11 protein-coding genes are annotated in these 15252 nt (G+C 65.6%); 5 read left to right on the top strand and 6 right to left on the bottom strand.

Annotated features, from left to right (window positions below):
- Nucleotides 1-258 precede the first annotated feature (258 nt).
- The gene (gene dinB, locus FKV23_RS06945) at nt 259-1329 is read left to right on the top strand and encodes a DNA polymerase IV (RefSeq protein ID WP_244244160.1); all 1071 of its coding nucleotides are present in this window, start codon (nt 259-261) and stop codon (nt 1327-1329) included.
- 15 nt (nt 1330-1344) lie between these two features.
- Here dinB and FKV23_RS06940 read toward each other — a convergent pair whose 3' ends face one another.
- The 6 genes from FKV23_RS06940 to FKV23_RS06915 all read right to left on the bottom strand — a co-directional run bounded on the left by FKV23_RS06940 (nt 1345) and on the right by FKV23_RS06915 (nt 10602).
- The gene (locus FKV23_RS06940) at nt 1345-2433 is read right to left on the bottom strand and encodes a serine hydrolase domain-containing protein (RefSeq protein ID WP_141623200.1); all 1089 of its coding nucleotides are present in this window, start codon (nt 2431-2433) and stop codon (nt 1345-1347) included.
- A 24-nt stretch (nt 2434-2457) separates the two neighbouring features.
- Nucleotides 2458-3141: a M15 family metallopeptidase gene (locus FKV23_RS06935; protein WP_141625091.1), complete on the bottom strand. Its 684-nt coding sequence runs from the start codon at nt 3139-3141 to the stop codon at nt 2458-2460.
- A 55-nt stretch (nt 3142-3196) separates the two neighbouring features.
- Nucleotides 3197-4777: a serine hydrolase gene (locus tag FKV23_RS06930; protein ID WP_141623199.1), complete on the bottom strand. Its 1581-nt coding sequence runs from the start codon at nt 4775-4777 to the stop codon at nt 3197-3199.
- 5 nt (nt 4778-4782) lie between these two features.
- Nucleotides 4783-5913: a dipeptidase gene (locus FKV23_RS06925; RefSeq protein WP_244244121.1), complete on the bottom strand. Its 1131-nt coding sequence runs from the start codon at nt 5911-5913 to the stop codon at nt 4783-4785.
- Nucleotides 5914-6120: 207 nt separating this feature from the next.
- Nucleotides 6121-9141 carry a TonB-dependent receptor gene (locus tag FKV23_RS06920; protein ID WP_141623197.1) on the bottom strand — a complete coding sequence of 1007 codons (3021 nt, stop codon included), beginning with the start codon at nt 9139-9141 and terminating at the stop codon, nt 6121-6123.
- Between the two features lie 48 nt (nt 9142-9189).
- On the bottom strand, nt 9190-10602 hold the full coding sequence (locus tag FKV23_RS06915) for a transglutaminase-like domain-containing protein (RefSeq protein ID WP_141623196.1): 1413 nt from the start codon (nt 10600-10602) through the stop codon (nt 9190-9192).
- Nucleotides 10603-10925: 323 nt separating this feature from the next.
- Between FKV23_RS06915 and FKV23_RS06910 the strand changes: the two genes are divergently transcribed.
- The 4 genes from FKV23_RS06910 to FKV23_RS06895 are packed head-to-tail and all read left to right on the top strand — an operon-like array spanning nt 10926 to nt 15235.
- The gene (locus tag FKV23_RS06910; RefSeq protein WP_141623195.1) at nt 10926-12377 is read left to right on the top strand and encodes a C40 family peptidase; all 1452 of its coding nucleotides are present in this window, start codon (nt 10926-10928) and stop codon (nt 12375-12377) included.
- Entirely contained in the window at nt 12374-13471 is a 1098-nt protein-coding gene (locus FKV23_RS06905) for a dipeptide epimerase (protein ID WP_141623194.1), read from the top strand. Before FKV23_RS06910 ends, FKV23_RS06905 begins: the two co-directional genes overlap by 4 nt.
- A gap of 50 nt (nt 13472-13521) precedes the next feature.
- Complete coding sequence (locus FKV23_RS06900) at nt 13522-14370, top strand: MurR/RpiR family transcriptional regulator (RefSeq protein ID WP_141623193.1); 849 nt, start codon at nt 13522-13524, stop codon at nt 14368-14370.
- Nucleotides 14371-14404: 34 nt separating this feature from the next.
- Nucleotides 14405-15235, top strand: coding sequence for a L,D-transpeptidase family protein (locus FKV23_RS06895; protein WP_167285059.1), 831 nt, complete (start codon nt 14405-14407; stop codon nt 15233-15235).
- Nucleotides 15236-15252 lie beyond the last annotated feature (17 nt).

Below are 15252 nucleotides of genomic sequence, written 5' to 3'. Positions count from 1 at the left end.
GGTGGGTCGGCGAAAACCTGTCCAAAGTGCCATCCTGAATTTGGGTGACTCGATATGAGCGCATTCCGGCCCCGATTGCCACAGCCATTCAGTCCACTTCCCTGTACAGACAAGCCCGCTGTGACGCCCATATCGGTTGTCGATGGCTCGGGTCGCACGGGGTAGTCGTCCGGCGTACACATGAATTAGTATTTTAACTAACTCCATCTGTACTGCCCCGCCTTGTCCACTCCGCTCCGCAAGATCGTGCATGTCGACATGGACGCGTTCTACGCCTCGGTGGAACAGCGCGACGACCCGTCGCTGCGCGGTCAGCCGGTGGTGGTGGCCTGGCGTGGCGCGCGTTCGGTGGTCTGCGCGGCCAGCTACGAGGCACGAAAGTTCGGCGTGCGCTCGGCGATGCCGGCGCTGCGCGCGGAGCGGCTGTGCCCGCAGGCGGTGTTCGTGCCGCCGGACTTCACCCGCTACAAGGCGGTGTCGCGGCAGGTGCGGGAGATATTCGCCCGCCACACCGACCTGATCGAACCGCTGTCGCTGGACGAGGCCTATCTCGACGTCACCGAGACCCGCACCGGCATGCCGTCGGCCACCGCGACCGCGGAAGCGATCCGCACCGCGATCCGCGAGGAAACCGGGCTGACCGCCTCGGCCGGCGTGGCGCCGAACAAGTTCCTGGCCAAGATCGCCTCGGACTGGCGCAAGCCTGACGGCCAGTTCGTACTGCGCCCGCGCGATGTGGAGGCGTTCCTGGTGCCGCTGCCGGTCGGCCGCCTGCCCGGGGTCGGCAAGGTGACCGAAAAGAAACTCGACGCGCTTGGCATCGCCACCGTCGGCGACCTGCGAGGCCTCGGCCCGGAGCGGCTGGAGGCGATGTTCGGCCGCTGGGGGACACGTCTGCACGAACTCTCGCTCGGCATCGACCACAACCCGGTGCAACCCGAGCGCCCGACCATGCAAGTCTCGTCCGAGGACACCTTTCCCGAAGACCTGCCGCTGGATGCGCTGGAACCGCACATCCGCCGCCTTTCCGAAAAGACCTGGGCCGGTTACTGCCGCGAGCGCACGCGCGACCCGCACCGTGTCGCCCGCACCGTGGTACTGAAACTCAAGACCGCCGACTTCCGTACCCTGACCCGCAGCCTGACCCTGCCGGTGCTGCCGGACAACGCGCAGGCATTGGCGGACGTGGCCTGCGAACTGCGCGGACGGGTCGATCTGCCGGACAGCGTCCTCTACCGGCTGGTCGGCGTCGGCCTGTCGGGGTTCACCGAGGTCGATGCGGCGGCGCAGAGCGACCTGTTCGGCCTCGACGCGATGCAGCTTTCGTGAGGGCACGCACCCCCATCAGCCGCCGCCATCAGCACCGGACAGCTCGGCGATCCGCAGCGCGGTTTCATGCGGTTCCGGATCGTTGCGGTTGCTGAGCAGGATCACGGTCAGCCGCCGCTGCGGGTAGCGGATCAGCACGTTGCGAAAGCCAATACTCTCGCCTGAATGCCACAGGCTGTCGCCGGTGATCCGCCAGCCGAAGCCGTAGGCGATGCCGGGATCATCGGTTGGCGTTGCCGCGGCAAAGGCCAGTTCGCGCGAGGCATCGCTCAACAGGCGGTCGTCATGCAGCGCCGCGTCCCAGCGTGCGAGGTCGTCGATCGACGAGTAGATGCCGCCATCGCCGAGCACCGCACTGGTCAGGCTCTGGTCGGTGCGAGTCCAGCCGCCATCCTCCTCGCTGTAGCCATAGGCACGGTGCGGTACGTCCGGCCCTTCCTCCACGTAGGCCAGGGTGCCGTCCATGCCCAGCGGGTCGAAGATGCGTTCATGCAGGAACTGCTGGAAGCTCATCCCGGACGCCCGTTCCACGATCAACGCCAGCAGCGCGTAGCCGCTGTTGCTGTAGCGGTAGTCCGTGCCGGGCGCGAAGTAGGTGTGGTCCTGCCCCTCCAGCAGCGCAAGCACGTCGACATCGCGAAGCTGCGAATCGAGACCGGCCGGCATCACGTCCTCGTAATCGACCAGGCCCGAGGTGTGGGTCAGCAGGTGGCGGATGGTCACCTCGTCGGCCGCGGCAGGCAGGCCCGGCAGCCATTGCTTCACCGGATCGTCCAGCCCGATGCGGCCGTCCTCGGCCAGCAACAGCACCGCCGCCGAGGTGAACTGCTTGGTGATCGACGCCAGGCGGAAGTTCGTCGACGGGGTGACGGCGCGGCCGGTCTCCAGTTCGGCCAGGCCATAACCGCGACGGATGACCGGCTCGCCGCCGCGCATGACCAGCAGCGCGGCCCCGGGCACGTCGCCCTGGTAGCGCGCCATCAGCGCGTCAACCTGTTCCGCCATCCCGGGATCGGGTGCGGCATCGGCGGCGGGATCCTGGCCGTTCCTTGCACACGCCCCCAGCCACAGCACGATTGCAAGGGCATACCAGGCTGCACGCATCGTCAGGCTCCTCCTGTGTTTCGACTACTCCACCGGCACGTCGTGGTAGATGTCCGGTGAAGGCTCCGGCTGGAAGGTGTAATGCCACCACTCCATTGGATAGTTGCGGAAACCGTGGCGTTCCATCGCTTCGCGCAGCCGCTGGCGGTTGTCGCGCTGCGCCGGTGTGATGTCGGGCGAATCCGTGTTTGCCAACGGATCGAAGAAATCGAACGGCGTGCCCATGTCGAGCGGCCGGCAGTCATCGCCATCGCAGTCGAGCAGGGTCAGGTCGACCGTCGCCCCGCGGCTGTGCCCGGACAGCGGCGCGATGTATTCGCCACGCAACGCCGCCTTGTCGAGATTCGGGTAGTACGCGGGCTTGGTGGACGTGTCGCCATCGTCCGCGACCCAGCGCATGAAGTGGCGCACGGCCCGCACAGGCCGGTAGCAGTCGAAGATGCGCAGGCGCAGGCCCTGCATCCTCAAATTCCGTTCGACATCGTGCAATGCATCGGCGACCGGTCCGAGCAGGTAGCAGCGTGGTGCCCGATAGCCCTCCACCGGGGTGCCGGTGAAGTTGTCGGGGCCGGCATAGTGGATATCGAGGTCGACATCGGGAACCCGCTCGCGGATGTCGACCAGGCCGGCCTGTGCAGGCGTGGCGGCATCGGAGAACACCGGCGACGGCTTCACGCCAGGGGAACGACACGCCGCGGTCGTGGCCATTACCGCGGCGAACAGCAGGGTCACCGCGACTGTCGCAGGGAATCCCCGCCGGGACTCAGCCACAACCACCGACCCGGACGAAATCCAGGTCCTCGTAGTCGGAACTGAAATCACCGTCCGGATCCACCTTGGCCATCGTCATCCGCGCCGACCGTCCCGGTCCCGGAGGCTTGAAGTCGACCCAGGGCTCCAGGTCGACGGTGCTGTCGTCCCACTCGACCAGGTGCCGTTCGCGCACCCGCATCAAGCGTCCGGACAGTCGCGGTGATTTGGACGAAACGAAGCGGACGTCGTCGTCCTGCCTGCACAGCCTGACTTCGCCGAACCAGGGATCGCGCCAGGTGCCGAGGTAGGCCTGCAGGTCGAGCACCCGCGCCGGCTTGCGCGATGACGTATCGGGTACCCGCGACGCACCGGCACCGGAACGGTCGCTTTCCAGCAATCCTGCGTAATGAGCGACATCGACCGTCTCATCGCGCCGGGTGAAATACTTGAGCAGAGTGGAGGTCAGCACGGTGCGCGCGGCACTGCCATTGCCATTGATCATCACCACGAAACCGGAACGTCGGTCCGGCAGCAGCATCAGTACCGAGTACATGCCAGACAGCGTGCCGGTGTGCGACACCGTCCATTCGCCGTCGACATCGGCCAACCGCCAACCATAGCCGTAAGCGCGGATATGGGTGCCGTCCCACTCGCGGCTGCGGCGCGGCAACGGCAGGATCGTGTGCGGCGTCCACATCGCCTCGCGCTGCTTCGACGACAACCAGCGAAGCTGCTCGCGCGTCGGCACCAGCCAGTTGCGCCCCCAGGCCAGCATGTCGTCCAGGCTGCAGCGGACCCCGCCGGCCGCGGCCGAGGTGATCGCCGGCACCGTTTCGCCGTCGACACGGATGGCGACATTGCCTTCGTCCGTGCGCATGTGCGGCTGGGCGACGCTGCCGGCCTCATCGCGCGACCATTCGCCGACCCGACAATCGGACAGTCCCAGCGGCTCGAACAGTTCGCTTCGCACCAGCGATTCGTAGTCCTTGCCACCGACCGCTGCTGCGACCTCGCCGGCGACGACGTAAAGCAGGTTGTCGTAGGCATACCCGGAGCGGAAGCTGCGCTCGGGCTTGAGATGGGCCAGCCCGGCAATGATGTCGTCGCGGTCGAAGTGGTTGGGCTCGGGCCACAGCATCAGGTCGCCCGCGCCTTCCGGCAGGCCGCTGTTGTGGATCAACAGATCGCGCACCTGCATCTCCCGGGTCACCCACGGGTCATGCATGCGGAACTGCGGCAGGTGCTTCACCACCGGGTCGTCCCAGCGCAGCTTGCCGGCATCGACCTGGCGCGCCAGCACCGCGGCAGTCATCGCCTTGCTGTTGGACGCGATCTTGAACAGCGTGGCCGGCGTGACCGGATCCCCGGAACCGGCCACGGTCTCGCCACTCGCTCGGGCATAGGTGACTTCACCGTCCTCGATCACGCCCATCGCCATGCCGGGCAGCCCATAGCGTTCCATCGCATCGTCGAAAATGCGGTCGAGAACGGCCTGGTCGCGTGACTCGGCGGCAGTCTTGGCGGCGATGGCCTCGAATGCGACACCACCCGTCAGGACGGCTACCCACGCGGCAGCGACGAGAAAGCGCATGCCCTTCATTGGTCGCGCAGCTCCGCCGCGACCGCCTCCACCTCGCGCCAAACCCGCAACAGGTTGCCGCTTGTGATCTTCGCCACGTCCTTCCTGCTGAAGCCGCGCCTGCGCAGGCCTTCGACCACGTTCTGCGTTTCCGAGGCATCCCGCCAGCCGACAACGCCACCGCCGCCGTCGAAGTCCGAAGCCAGGCCGACATGATCGATACCGGCCACCTGGGCGATGTGCTCGACATGGTCGAGGTAGTCGTCGAGCGTGGCCGGCGGGTACTGCAGATCGATGAGCTTGAGCCCCTCGACGTAATCCGGCAGTTCTCCATGGACATCATGGTCGAACGCATCCGCGCCGGCCGCCCGGGCCACGTCCGCCTCCAGCGCCTTGATGGCCTCCGAACGCGCCGGATCATGCTTCACGTACGCGTCCAGAGCGACCACCTGGATCACCCCGCCCTTCTCCGCGATGCCGCGCAGCAGGTCGTCGGTGAGGTTGCGCGGATGATCCGCCAGCGCACGTGCCGCCGAGTGCGAAGCGATGATCGGTGCCCGCGAGAAAGCAAGCACGTCGCGTACGCAGGCATCGGACGAGTGCGACACATCGACCATGATCCCTAACCGGTTGGCCCGCTGCACCACCGCGCGCCCGAAGCCCGTCAGTCCGCTTGCATCGTCCGGGTCATCGCCCAGCTCCGGCATCGCGCCGGAACTGGTGCACAGGGCGTTGTGGCCGAAATGGGTCAGTCCGAGGTAACGGGCGCCGCGCTCGAACGCCCGGTCGACATTGGCCAGGCTGCGCCCGAGCGAATAGCCGTTCTCGATCCCGATCATCGCCGACAGCCGGCCCGCCGCCCTGTTCGCCACCACTGCGTCAGGCGTGGTCGCCAGCGCGATCCGCTCCGGGTAGATTTCGACCATCTTGTGGATGGCGGAATACTTGCGGTCGGCCTCGGCGACGGCTTCGGCATAGCCTTCCGCGGTCCTCGGACCCTGCCCCGTGTAGATGATGAAGAAAGCCGCATCCAGCCCTCCCCGCTCCATCTTGCCGAGATCGACCTGCAATTCGGTGTCAGTACCGCTATCGAAACGCGGCTCGACCATGTAGGTGCTCGGAATGTCGACGTGGGTGTCAAGGAACAATGGCCGGTCCGCGGCAAAAGCTCCTGCCACTGTCGTAGACGTTCCAACATAGGCAATGCACGCAAGACATGCGAGCGCAAGAAAACGGGGACGATCAAGAACTACAGGCATTCGCCCTCTCCGGCCAGGCTGATAGCCCGACATCCTAGTATGGAGACTGCATGGCCGTCGCCCCGGGGTGCCGGGACGACGACCTTCTTGCGCCCGTCAGAAGTTCCAGGTCACGACCAGTTGCGCGTAGCGCGGCGACTGCCAGCGGGTGCCGGTGCCATGGAGCTCCCGCACCTCACCCGGGCCGCGCTCGTAGCGCTGGCGGACGTTGATGACTTCCTGCTCGTTGAGCAGGTTGAAGACAGAGAAACGTACCTTCAGGTCGACATCCTCCACCGGCAGGGTCCATGTGACGTTGGCCCCGAGGTTGTAGGTCCAGGGCAGACGTCCGGCGGCGCCGCGCGGCGAGTACTCGTACACCCGCTCATTGACAGGCCCGCTGCAGTTCTGCACGCAGTGCCAGAACGATCCTCCACCGGAACCTTCGGTCACAAAGCTGCCGGCACCGGTGGTGTCGTTTGGCCATGTCACGCCGAACGCCGTGATCGGGCCACCGGATTGTGCGGTCAGGGACGCGCCGAACAGCCACTGGTCATTCAACGCATAGCTGCCGCGCACTTTGAACTGATGCCGGCGATCGTTGAACAGCGGACCGTAATCCTGGTTGTTGGCCGGGTGATCCCAATGCTGGACCATGCCGGTATCACCGTAGTTGGTATCTGAGTTGACCGGGCCTTCATGGTTGCCATCGGACTTGGACCACAGATAGGACGCGTTGAACCCCCACTTGCCATCCCAGGCGCGATCGATCTGGAACTCCAGCGCCTTATAGGTACGCTTGGGCTCGGAGTAGCCGACCACCTCACCGCTACCGCCTTTGATGTAACCATCGCGCGATGTGTCGATGGTGATCCAGCCTTCGGTTTCACAACCGATGCTTGCGTCACCCCAGATGGTGAGCGGCTTGCCCGGGTTGGCGATCGGCCACAGGTTGAATCCCACAGGTCCGCATGGCGTGTGATTGATGCGGACGTCATCGAGCGCATTCTTCATTCTGCGATAGGTGGCGTTGACGCCCCACGACCAGGCTTGGCTGAGGGCTGACTGGAAGCCCAAAATCGCCTCATCCTGATAAACCGCGTCGAGATCGCGATCGACGCTCTGGCGCAGATCGCCTGCGCTGATGTTGTACGAATCGTCCACACCACCGATCTGCGCGCCAATGATCGGCTCCATATACGAAGCGCCTGTCACCGGATTGACCTGCTCGCGCCAGCCGTCGAGCGCGTAGAACGTACGCTCGTCGATGAGACCGCCTGCAAAGGTGTAGTTGATGTTGTTCGTCACCGGCAGGTAGTAGCGTCCCAGGTTGCCGAACAGCTTGGTCATGCCATCGCCCTTCATGTCCCAGGAAAATCCGACGCGCGGCGAGATCAGGTTGTCCAGCTTGATGAAGCTGTCTCCGCTGGCGGTCTTGTTGTCGAAATTGTCGACGCGGACACCCAGGGTGAGCAGCAGGTTGGGGGTGACGTTCCAAAGGTCCTCGATGTACCAGGCATTGGCGGTGGTTTCGAAAGTACCGCCATCGATCCGCCGGCGCGCCATCAGGATGGCGTCAACCCCCGCCGGCACCGTGGCGCCGTTGTCCAGCGGATCTCCTTCGGACACGCCAAACGCGGTGTAACGGTTGCCGTTACCCGGGTAGAAGGTGGTCCGCTCGGTGGTCATCACCTCACGATCCACACCAAATCGCAGCATGTGGTCGCCCAGGGTCCATTCGAAATCCAGTCGCGCCACTTCACGCTCGTCATCGTGCGAAACCACCGTTGACGTACCCGGATAGCAGCCGACCGTCGGCTGACCCATCGCCTCATAGACGTTGCGGTAGGAGCTGTCAATCGTCACCTGCTCGCACAACGCATCGGCAGGTGAGCGGGAATAGCTCTTGGACTGATTGATGCCGTACATGGCTTTGGCGGTGAAGTTCTCGCCAAAGCGGCCGGTGTACGTGAGCGCTCCGTTGTCGCCGCCACTGGAAACCGTCCTTGTTCCGGTCAGATCACCGAGTTCGGCACGGTCCCAATCGTAGGCATAGACGCTATAGCCCGCCTCCCCTTCGTCGGAGAAGGCGAGAAACTCGAACTGATGATTGTCGCTCAGATTCCAGTCCAGCTTGGCGCCCCAGAACCCGTTATCCGAGTCGCCGTCCGTCCATGTGCTGCCCGAGTTGTTCGTATTCTTGGTTCTGTTGTCACGCTGTTCGTACATGGCGAACAGGAACAGCTTGTCCCTGATCAACGGGCCCGATGCCCAGACATTGGCCTTGGTGAAACTCTGCCTGTCCCTGCTGGCCCGGTAGTGTTGGGTCCCGTTGGAATCCTCGAACTGATGGTCGTCCGCGCTCGCCCGGAAAGCATTCGGCTCGAAGGTCACCTCCACGCCACCCTTGAGTTCATTGCTGCCCGAACGGGTCACCGCGTTGATCACGCCACCGGTACTGCGGCCGAACTCGACCGAATAGCCACCGGTCTTGACCTGGAACTCACGGTAGAAAGCAAACGGTGCGCTCGAATAGCTCTGCCGCCGATAGAAGTCGGTGACGTTGAGGCCATTGATGAAAACCGAGTTCTCCGCGACCGATGAACCGCCAAAGGAGATACCGCCAAATGAAGAGTTTCCGCCAATTACGCCTGGCGCCAGCATCGCCACCGACCCGAGGCTCTGCTCCACCGGTAGACGCGCGATCTCCTCGCGCGTGACATTGGTCGCCACTTCGGTCGAGTACACGTCGACCCGATTGACCACACGGGAACCGTATACCTGCACTGAGTCCAGATTGATCACGCCGCCATCGGCACCGAGGTTGACGGTCGTGGTACCACCCAGGGGGACACTGACCGCCACTGGCTGCCCCACCTGCTGGCCATCGCGCACGACCTGCAGGCTGTAATCGCCAACCGGCAGCCGGGTGAGGCGATACAGTCCATCCGAGCCGGCGGTTACCGTATGACGTTGGCCGGTAGCCTCGTTGATCAACATGACCTGGTCGCCGGAACTGGCACGGCCCGCGACCGCGCCGGTGGCGCTCTGCGCCAACACCGCGCCCGGTGCCATCGAAGCCAGCCCGATCCCCATTGCCACGCATAGCGCCGTTTTCCGCAAAGCCTTGCCGTACATAGTCGTTTTCCCCGAGCGTTGATGTGGTTGAGGTTCGTGGCGTCCCTGCTATCTCGCGCCGTCATTGCCTTTCAGGACTTGCGCGCTGAAGGCGTAGTCCCATTGGTCGAAGTAGAGGTTGCCCCCCTGCCACTCCACTTCGCCGCGTTGTGAATCCACGGTCTCCGACCGGAAATGCTGCTTGGGCGGGAAGAATTCCCGTGAGTAGTCGTCGTTGAATGCGATGCGATAGGCGTCGAGGCCACCGAGATAGAACCAGCGCAGCGATTCGTCGTCGCTGTCCAGCAGGCCGGTGTTCACGTCCATCGGCACCCAGCCATACGGGGCCAGGTACAGCCAGCCCCAGTCGTGCAGGTTGTCGTAGTCGTCATCGGAATAGACCATCCCCGATTGCCAGCGCGCGGGGATGCCGTTGAGCCGCAGCAGCGTCATCAGCAGCAGGGTCTGCTGGCCGCAATCGGCGTGCGCGGCCTTGAGCGCATGTTCGCTGATGTTGGAAATGGTCGAGTACTCGCGCGCCGAGCCCCACGGGATCCGGTCGACCGCGGCGAACAGCCTGCGCGCGATGCGCCAGGGATCGGTCTCGTCGCCGACCACCTGTTGCGAGAAACGGCGGATGTCGTCGCTGAAGACGATGTGCGGCGGGCGCTCGGCGAGGAATTCGGCCAGCCCGGGTTGGTCCGGCGTCGCAGCGACCCGGGCCGGGTCGATGTCGTGGTACTGCGCATGCACGGTCAGTTCGTACTCGACCGAGAACACGGTCGGCTCGCCGGCAACCGCCGGTTGCTCCATGTAGACCGTGCGCTGCAGCGCCGATTCCGGGGCCAGTACGTGCCCGGCCGGTACCGTCGCCAGCAAGCGGATGTCCTCCTGCTGTCCGGGAATGGCGCGCGGGTACGGAATCCATGCCTTCAGCACCTCGCCGGCCGGCACTGCATCGGCATCGACGGTCAGCGACTGGCGGGCACGGATCCGGCGCGGGGCGACGGAAACGCTGTCCGAGGCCAGTGCGGCATCACGCACCTCCGCATGGTGCGGCGCAAGCTGCTCCATCGGTCCGTAGCGGCGGACCGGACCGGGATCGGCCCGTCGTGCCGCCGCCTCGGCATTGACCCGGAACAGGTTGGGCACGGCCCGGGCGAAGTAGCGTCGCTCGCCATCGATGACCATATGTTCCAGCGCTCCGGACGCCTCCCAGGCCGTACACTCGCCAGCCCCAAGATCGGGAATCCGTTTACGCAACTGGGCCCGCAACTGGTCCCCGTCGAGCGGGAAGTCGAGGCGGATGCGACGCATCCGCTCGCGCTCGAAGGCCAGTGCCCGGCGGGTCGCAGCGGCATGATCGGCGACATCCAGCTCCGTCGCGATGCGAGCCTCGGCCTCGCCGAATCGTCCGGCATCGACCAGTGCCACCACTTCACGTACGGTGTCGTCGGAGTTCGCGGAAGCAGGCCGGAGCATGGACAACCCGTTCACGAGAACCAGTACGGCCACCACCACCGGCCAGGCCGCACGACGCGCGCCGACGGCAGGCCTCGACCGGGGTCGCCCGCCATTCCACTCGTCAATGAACCAGCCAATCGCCACGACACTGCCCCTGCCGGGTGAGCATGTCTCCGGTGTAACACGACCGACACCCTCGGTCAATAATTTATTCCTGTTTGATCAAATTTAAGAAACAAGTATTCTCGTGCGACGCGGGCACGGCTGCCAGCCGGTCCGCCACGTCGGGCCGGAGGGCGTCACATCCTGCCCCCGGAGCCGGCAGACCAGAGGTGCAAGCCATGCAAGCACGCGCGTTCCGACCCCATCCTTCGGGCTTCCTGCCCCGGCTTTTCGTGCTGGCCGTACTGGCTGTTGCGATGGCCGTTGCGAACCCGGCGGCTGCGTTCGAATCGCCGACGCCCCGCCCCTCGGCAGCCGGTTCCGATTCCGGTTCCGGTCTGCCGGGAGTGGAAGCGCATCACCTTGACCCGGCACTCTGGACCCGCCTGTTGCCGCAACCCGACCGGGAGGTGCTGGATCGCGACGCGATCGAGCGGATCAACGAACGACTTTTCGCCGAGGACGGCTCGGTCCACAGGCTCGACGCGTTCCCTTCCCGGCTGGCACGTGACGAGGCGGCCAAGTGGATCCGCGAGCTGTCATCGCCGCCCGAACGGGTCTTGTATACCGCCGACGGTCGAACGTTCGATGGCATCGACACACTCGAATCGAATCTGGCATTGGAACGGCTTCCGGCAACCGTCGACGTCCGCCATGGTCTGGTCGTCCACCGCGCCGACATGCGCACCTGGCCGACCGCGACCCGGGTATTCGGCAGCCCGGACGACACCGACATCGACCGTTTCCAGGAAACCGCACTGTTTCCGGGCACGCCACTGGCGATCCTGCATGAAAGCCGCGACGGCGAGTGGTGGTTCGCGGTCAGCCCGCGCTACGCGGCCTGGATACGCAAGCAGCATGTCGCGGTCGGCACGCGCGACGAGGTGCTCGGCTACGGCCGCAAGGCCCCCTACCTGGTGGTGACCGGTGCCACCGCGCGCACCGTGTACACCCCGGAGGTTCCGCAAGTCTCCGAGCTGCAGCTGGACATGGGCGTGCGCATTCCGCTGCTCGCCGACTGGCCCGCCGACCGTCCGGTCAATGGCCAGCACCCCTACACCGCTCACGTGATCGAGCTGCCGATCCGCGATGATCGCGGCCGGCTGCGCTTCGCGCCGGCGCTGCTGCCGCGCAACCAGGACATCGCCACCGATTACCTGCCGCTCACCCAGGCCAACCTGCTGCGGCAGAGCTTCAAGTTCCTCGGCGAGCGTTATGGCTGGGGGCATTCGTACAACGCCCGCGACTGCAGCGGATTCGTGTCCGAGGTCTACCGTTCGTTCGGCCTCCAGCTGCCGCGCAATACCAGTGCCCAGGGCGTCAGCCCGGTCTACAACACCGTGCGTTTCGACGAGGACGACGACCGCGAGGCCAGGCTCGCGGTACTGCGCACGCTGCAACCGGGCGATCTGGTCTACATTCCAGGCCACGTGATGATGGTGATCGGCCAGTACGAGGGCGAGCCCTACGTGATCCACGACGTTACAGGCGTCAGTTACCGGGAACCGGACGGCACGCTGCGCCGGGTCCAGCTCAATGCGGTGTCGGTGACGCCGCTGGAGCCGTTGCAGGCCGGCGAGACGGCCACGATCGTCGACCGCATCTACAGCATCCAGAGAATCAGACCGTGAAAATCACCGACATCCGGATCGGCATGCTGCGCGTGCCGCTCAAGACCCCGTTCAAGACCGCGTTGCGCACCGTCGATACGGTCGAGGACATCGTGGTGATGATCCATACCGACAGCGGCCACGTCGGCTACGGTGAGGCCGCCGCCACCGCGGTGATCACCGGCGACACCCACGGCTCGATGATCGAGGCGATCCGCACCTGCATCCGTCCGCGCCTGGTCGGCGCCGACATCGCCGACCTCAACCGCAACACCTGCGTCGTGCAGACCGCGCTGGAACGCAACTTCAGCGCCAAGGCCGCGGTCGAGATCGCCCTGTACGACCTGTTCGGCCAGCTCTACGGCGCCCCGCTCTACAAGCTGCTCGGCGGCGGCGACCCGGTCATCACCACCGACATCACCATCAGCGTCGACTACATCGACAAGATGGTCGCCGATTCGCTGGGTGCGGTGGAGCGCGGCTTCGAATCGCTGAAGATCAAGGTCGGCAAGGACATCGGCGTCGACATCGAGCGGGTCAAGGCGATCCACGCCGCGGTCGAGGGCCGCGCCCTGCTCCGCCTCGATGCCAACCAGGGCTGGACCGCCAAACAGGCGGTCTACGCGATGCAGGCGCTGGAAGACGCAGGCGTGCGGCTCGAACTGCTGGAGCAGCCGGTCAAGGCGCAGGACATCCAGGGACTGAAGTACGTCACCGACCGCGTGCACACGCCGGTGATGGCCGACGAGAGCGTGTTCGGCCCGACCGAGGTCATCGACCTGATCAAGATGCACGCCGCCGACATCATCAACATCAAGCTGATGAAGACCGGTGGCCTGTCCAACGCGATCCGCATCGCCGACATCGCCGCGTTGTACGGAGTGGAATGCATGATCGGCTGCATGATCGAGACCAGCATCAGCGTCGCCGCGGCAGTGCATCTGGCGGTGGCCAAGGCCGACGTGATCACCAAGGTCGACCTCGACGGCCCGTCGCTGTGCCAATATGACCCGGTCGATGGCGGGGTGATCTTCAACGAATCCGAAATCTCGATCATCGACGCTCCGGGCCTGGGCATTCGCGAGGTCCGCGGGCTGGAGATGCTGCCCGGATGAGGGCCGCCACGGCCCCGTCCCCGCAGCGCATCAAGGGTATGCTTCCGGACATGTCGCCCCTGCTCAAGATCCGCGCCGAACGCGACCAGATGTCGGCGATCGAACGCCGCATCGCGGATTTCCTGCTCGACAACGCCCATCTGCTGCGCGACTACTCGTCGCAGCAGTTGGCCAGCGCGCTCGGGATCAGCCAGTCCAGCGTGGTCAAGTTCAGCCAGAAGCTCGGTTTCAAGGGCTACCCGGACCTGAAGTTCAGCATCGGCGAGGCCCTCGCACGCGAGGGCGCCGGCGAACCGCAGGCGCCCGACCGCGAGCCGGATGTCGAACCCCATCTGGCCCTCGCCGAATCGCTGTGGTGTGCCAAGGCGCAGGCCGAGCAGGAAACCCGCCTGATCAACCCGGTCGAGCAGGTCGACGCCATCGTGCAGGCGATCTGCGGCGCCGAGCGTGTCTTCATCTGCGGCCTCGGCCAGGACGGCATCCACGCACGCGGATTGGGCCTGCGCCTGTCGCTGATCGGCATCGCCACCGTCGAGCATGCCGACCCGGTGCTGATGGCGGCCAGCGTCTGCTCGGCCGGCCCGCGCGACGTGCTGATCGTGTTCTCCGAGCACGGCAAGCAACCGGAGCTGTGCCATATCAGCCGCCAGTTCCGCGAGCGGCGCGGCAGGATCATCTCGGTCACCCGCCACAGCGCCAATCCGCTACGAGCGAGCGCGGACGCCGCATTGCTGGTCTCGGCCCACGACGAACGCACCCACGTCGAACCGCTGCTGTACCAGGCCGCCCTGCAGCACATGCTCGACCTGATCCTGGTGCTGGTCGGCCAGCACTCATCCGAATACGCCGCGCACTATCGCAGCAGCCTGGAACATATCCAGCAGATGCTGGACCCCTGACGCCCATCTCCGAGGTTCCGCCGTGCCGCCCGCCATGCACCTTTCCGCCAGCCTTCCGCACGAACGCATCCGGCGTGGTTTCACTGCGCTCCTGCTTGTGGGTATTGCCACGGCCTGCACCTCGACCGCCCCCCGAACCGGGATCCCCCGGCCCTGGGACAGCGCCCGCCAGATGATCGTCGTGACCACGGCCGACTGGGATGCCAGTGAAGGGCAGTTGCGACGCTTCGAGCGCACGGACGCGGACTGGCACCCGCTCGGCCCGGTCCAGCCGGTACAGGTCGGACGCAGCGGCAGTGCCTGGGGACTGGGACTGCATCCCGATCCGCAGGCCGACACCGGCGCCCCGATCAAGCGCGAAGGCGACGGCCGCAGTCCGGCCGGCGTGTTCGCCATCGGCGAAGCCTTCGGCTACGCCGAGCGTATCGACACCGCGCTCGACTACCTGCCGATGCAGGCATCGCACTACTGCATCGACGTGCCCGGCTCGCCGCTGTACAACCGCATCGTCGATACCGGCGAAGTCGGCGCCGCCGCGGCGGAAGGCTCGACCGAACCGATGCGTCGCGACATCCACGCCGACGGCGACCATCGCTACGCACAGGGTTTCGTGATCCGGCATAACCCGGCCCATCAAAGTCCTGCAGGCAGCTGCATCTTCGCCCACGTCTGGAAAGCGCCCGACGTACCGACCGCCGGCTGCACCGCCATGTCCGCCGACGAAATGAGTGCGCTGCTGGGCTGGCTGAGAACGGATGCCCGCCCGGTATTCGTGCTGCTGCCCGATGCCGAATACGCCCGCCTGCAGGCAGACTGGCGTCTGCCCCCGATCACCGACGCCCAGGACATCCTGCATGACCGATAAGATCGCCGGCCGCGACA

The organism is Lysobacter alkalisoli (assembly GCF_006547045.1).
In the GTDB taxonomy this organism is placed as follows: domain Bacteria; phylum Pseudomonadota; class Gammaproteobacteria; order Xanthomonadales; family Xanthomonadaceae; genus Marilutibacter; species Marilutibacter alkalisoli.
This window is presented reverse-complemented; position numbering and strand designations above follow the sequence as displayed.

What these genes read in the sequence shown, in the direction of transcription:
- FKV23_RS06935 (WP_141625091.1), bottom strand. Translation starts at nt 3,141, where the DNA reads ATGGCCACGACCGCGGCGTGTCGTTCCCCTGGCGTGAAGCCGTCGCCG.
- FKV23_RS06895 (WP_167285059.1), top strand. Translation starts at nt 14,405, where the DNA reads ATGCACCTTTCCGCCAGCCTTCCGCACGAACGCATCCGGCGTGGTTTC.
- FKV23_RS06930 (WP_141623199.1), bottom strand. Translation starts at nt 4,777, where the DNA reads ATGCGCTTTCTCGTCGCTGCCGCGTGGGTAGCCGTCCTGACGGGTGGT.
- FKV23_RS06910 (WP_141623195.1), top strand. Translation starts at nt 10,926, where the DNA reads ATGCAAGCACGCGCGTTCCGACCCCATCCTTCGGGCTTCCTGCCCCGG.
- FKV23_RS06915 (WP_141623196.1), bottom strand. Translation starts at nt 10,602, where the DNA reads ATGCTCCGGCCTGCTTCCGCGAACTCCGACGACACCGTACGTGAAGTG.
- FKV23_RS06920 (WP_141623197.1), bottom strand. Translation starts at nt 9,141, where the DNA reads ATGTACGGCAAGGCTTTGCGGAAAACGGCGCTATGCGTGGCAATGGGG.
- dinB (WP_244244160.1), top strand. Translation starts at nt 259, where the DNA reads ATGGACGCGTTCTACGCCTCGGTGGAACAGCGCGACGACCCGTCGCTG.
- FKV23_RS06900 (WP_141623193.1), top strand. Translation starts at nt 13,522, where the DNA reads ATGTCGCCCCTGCTCAAGATCCGCGCCGAACGCGACCAGATGTCGGCG.
- FKV23_RS06940 (WP_141623200.1), bottom strand. Translation starts at nt 2,433, where the DNA reads ATGCGTGCAGCCTGGTATGCCCTTGCAATCGTGCTGTGGCTGGGGGCG.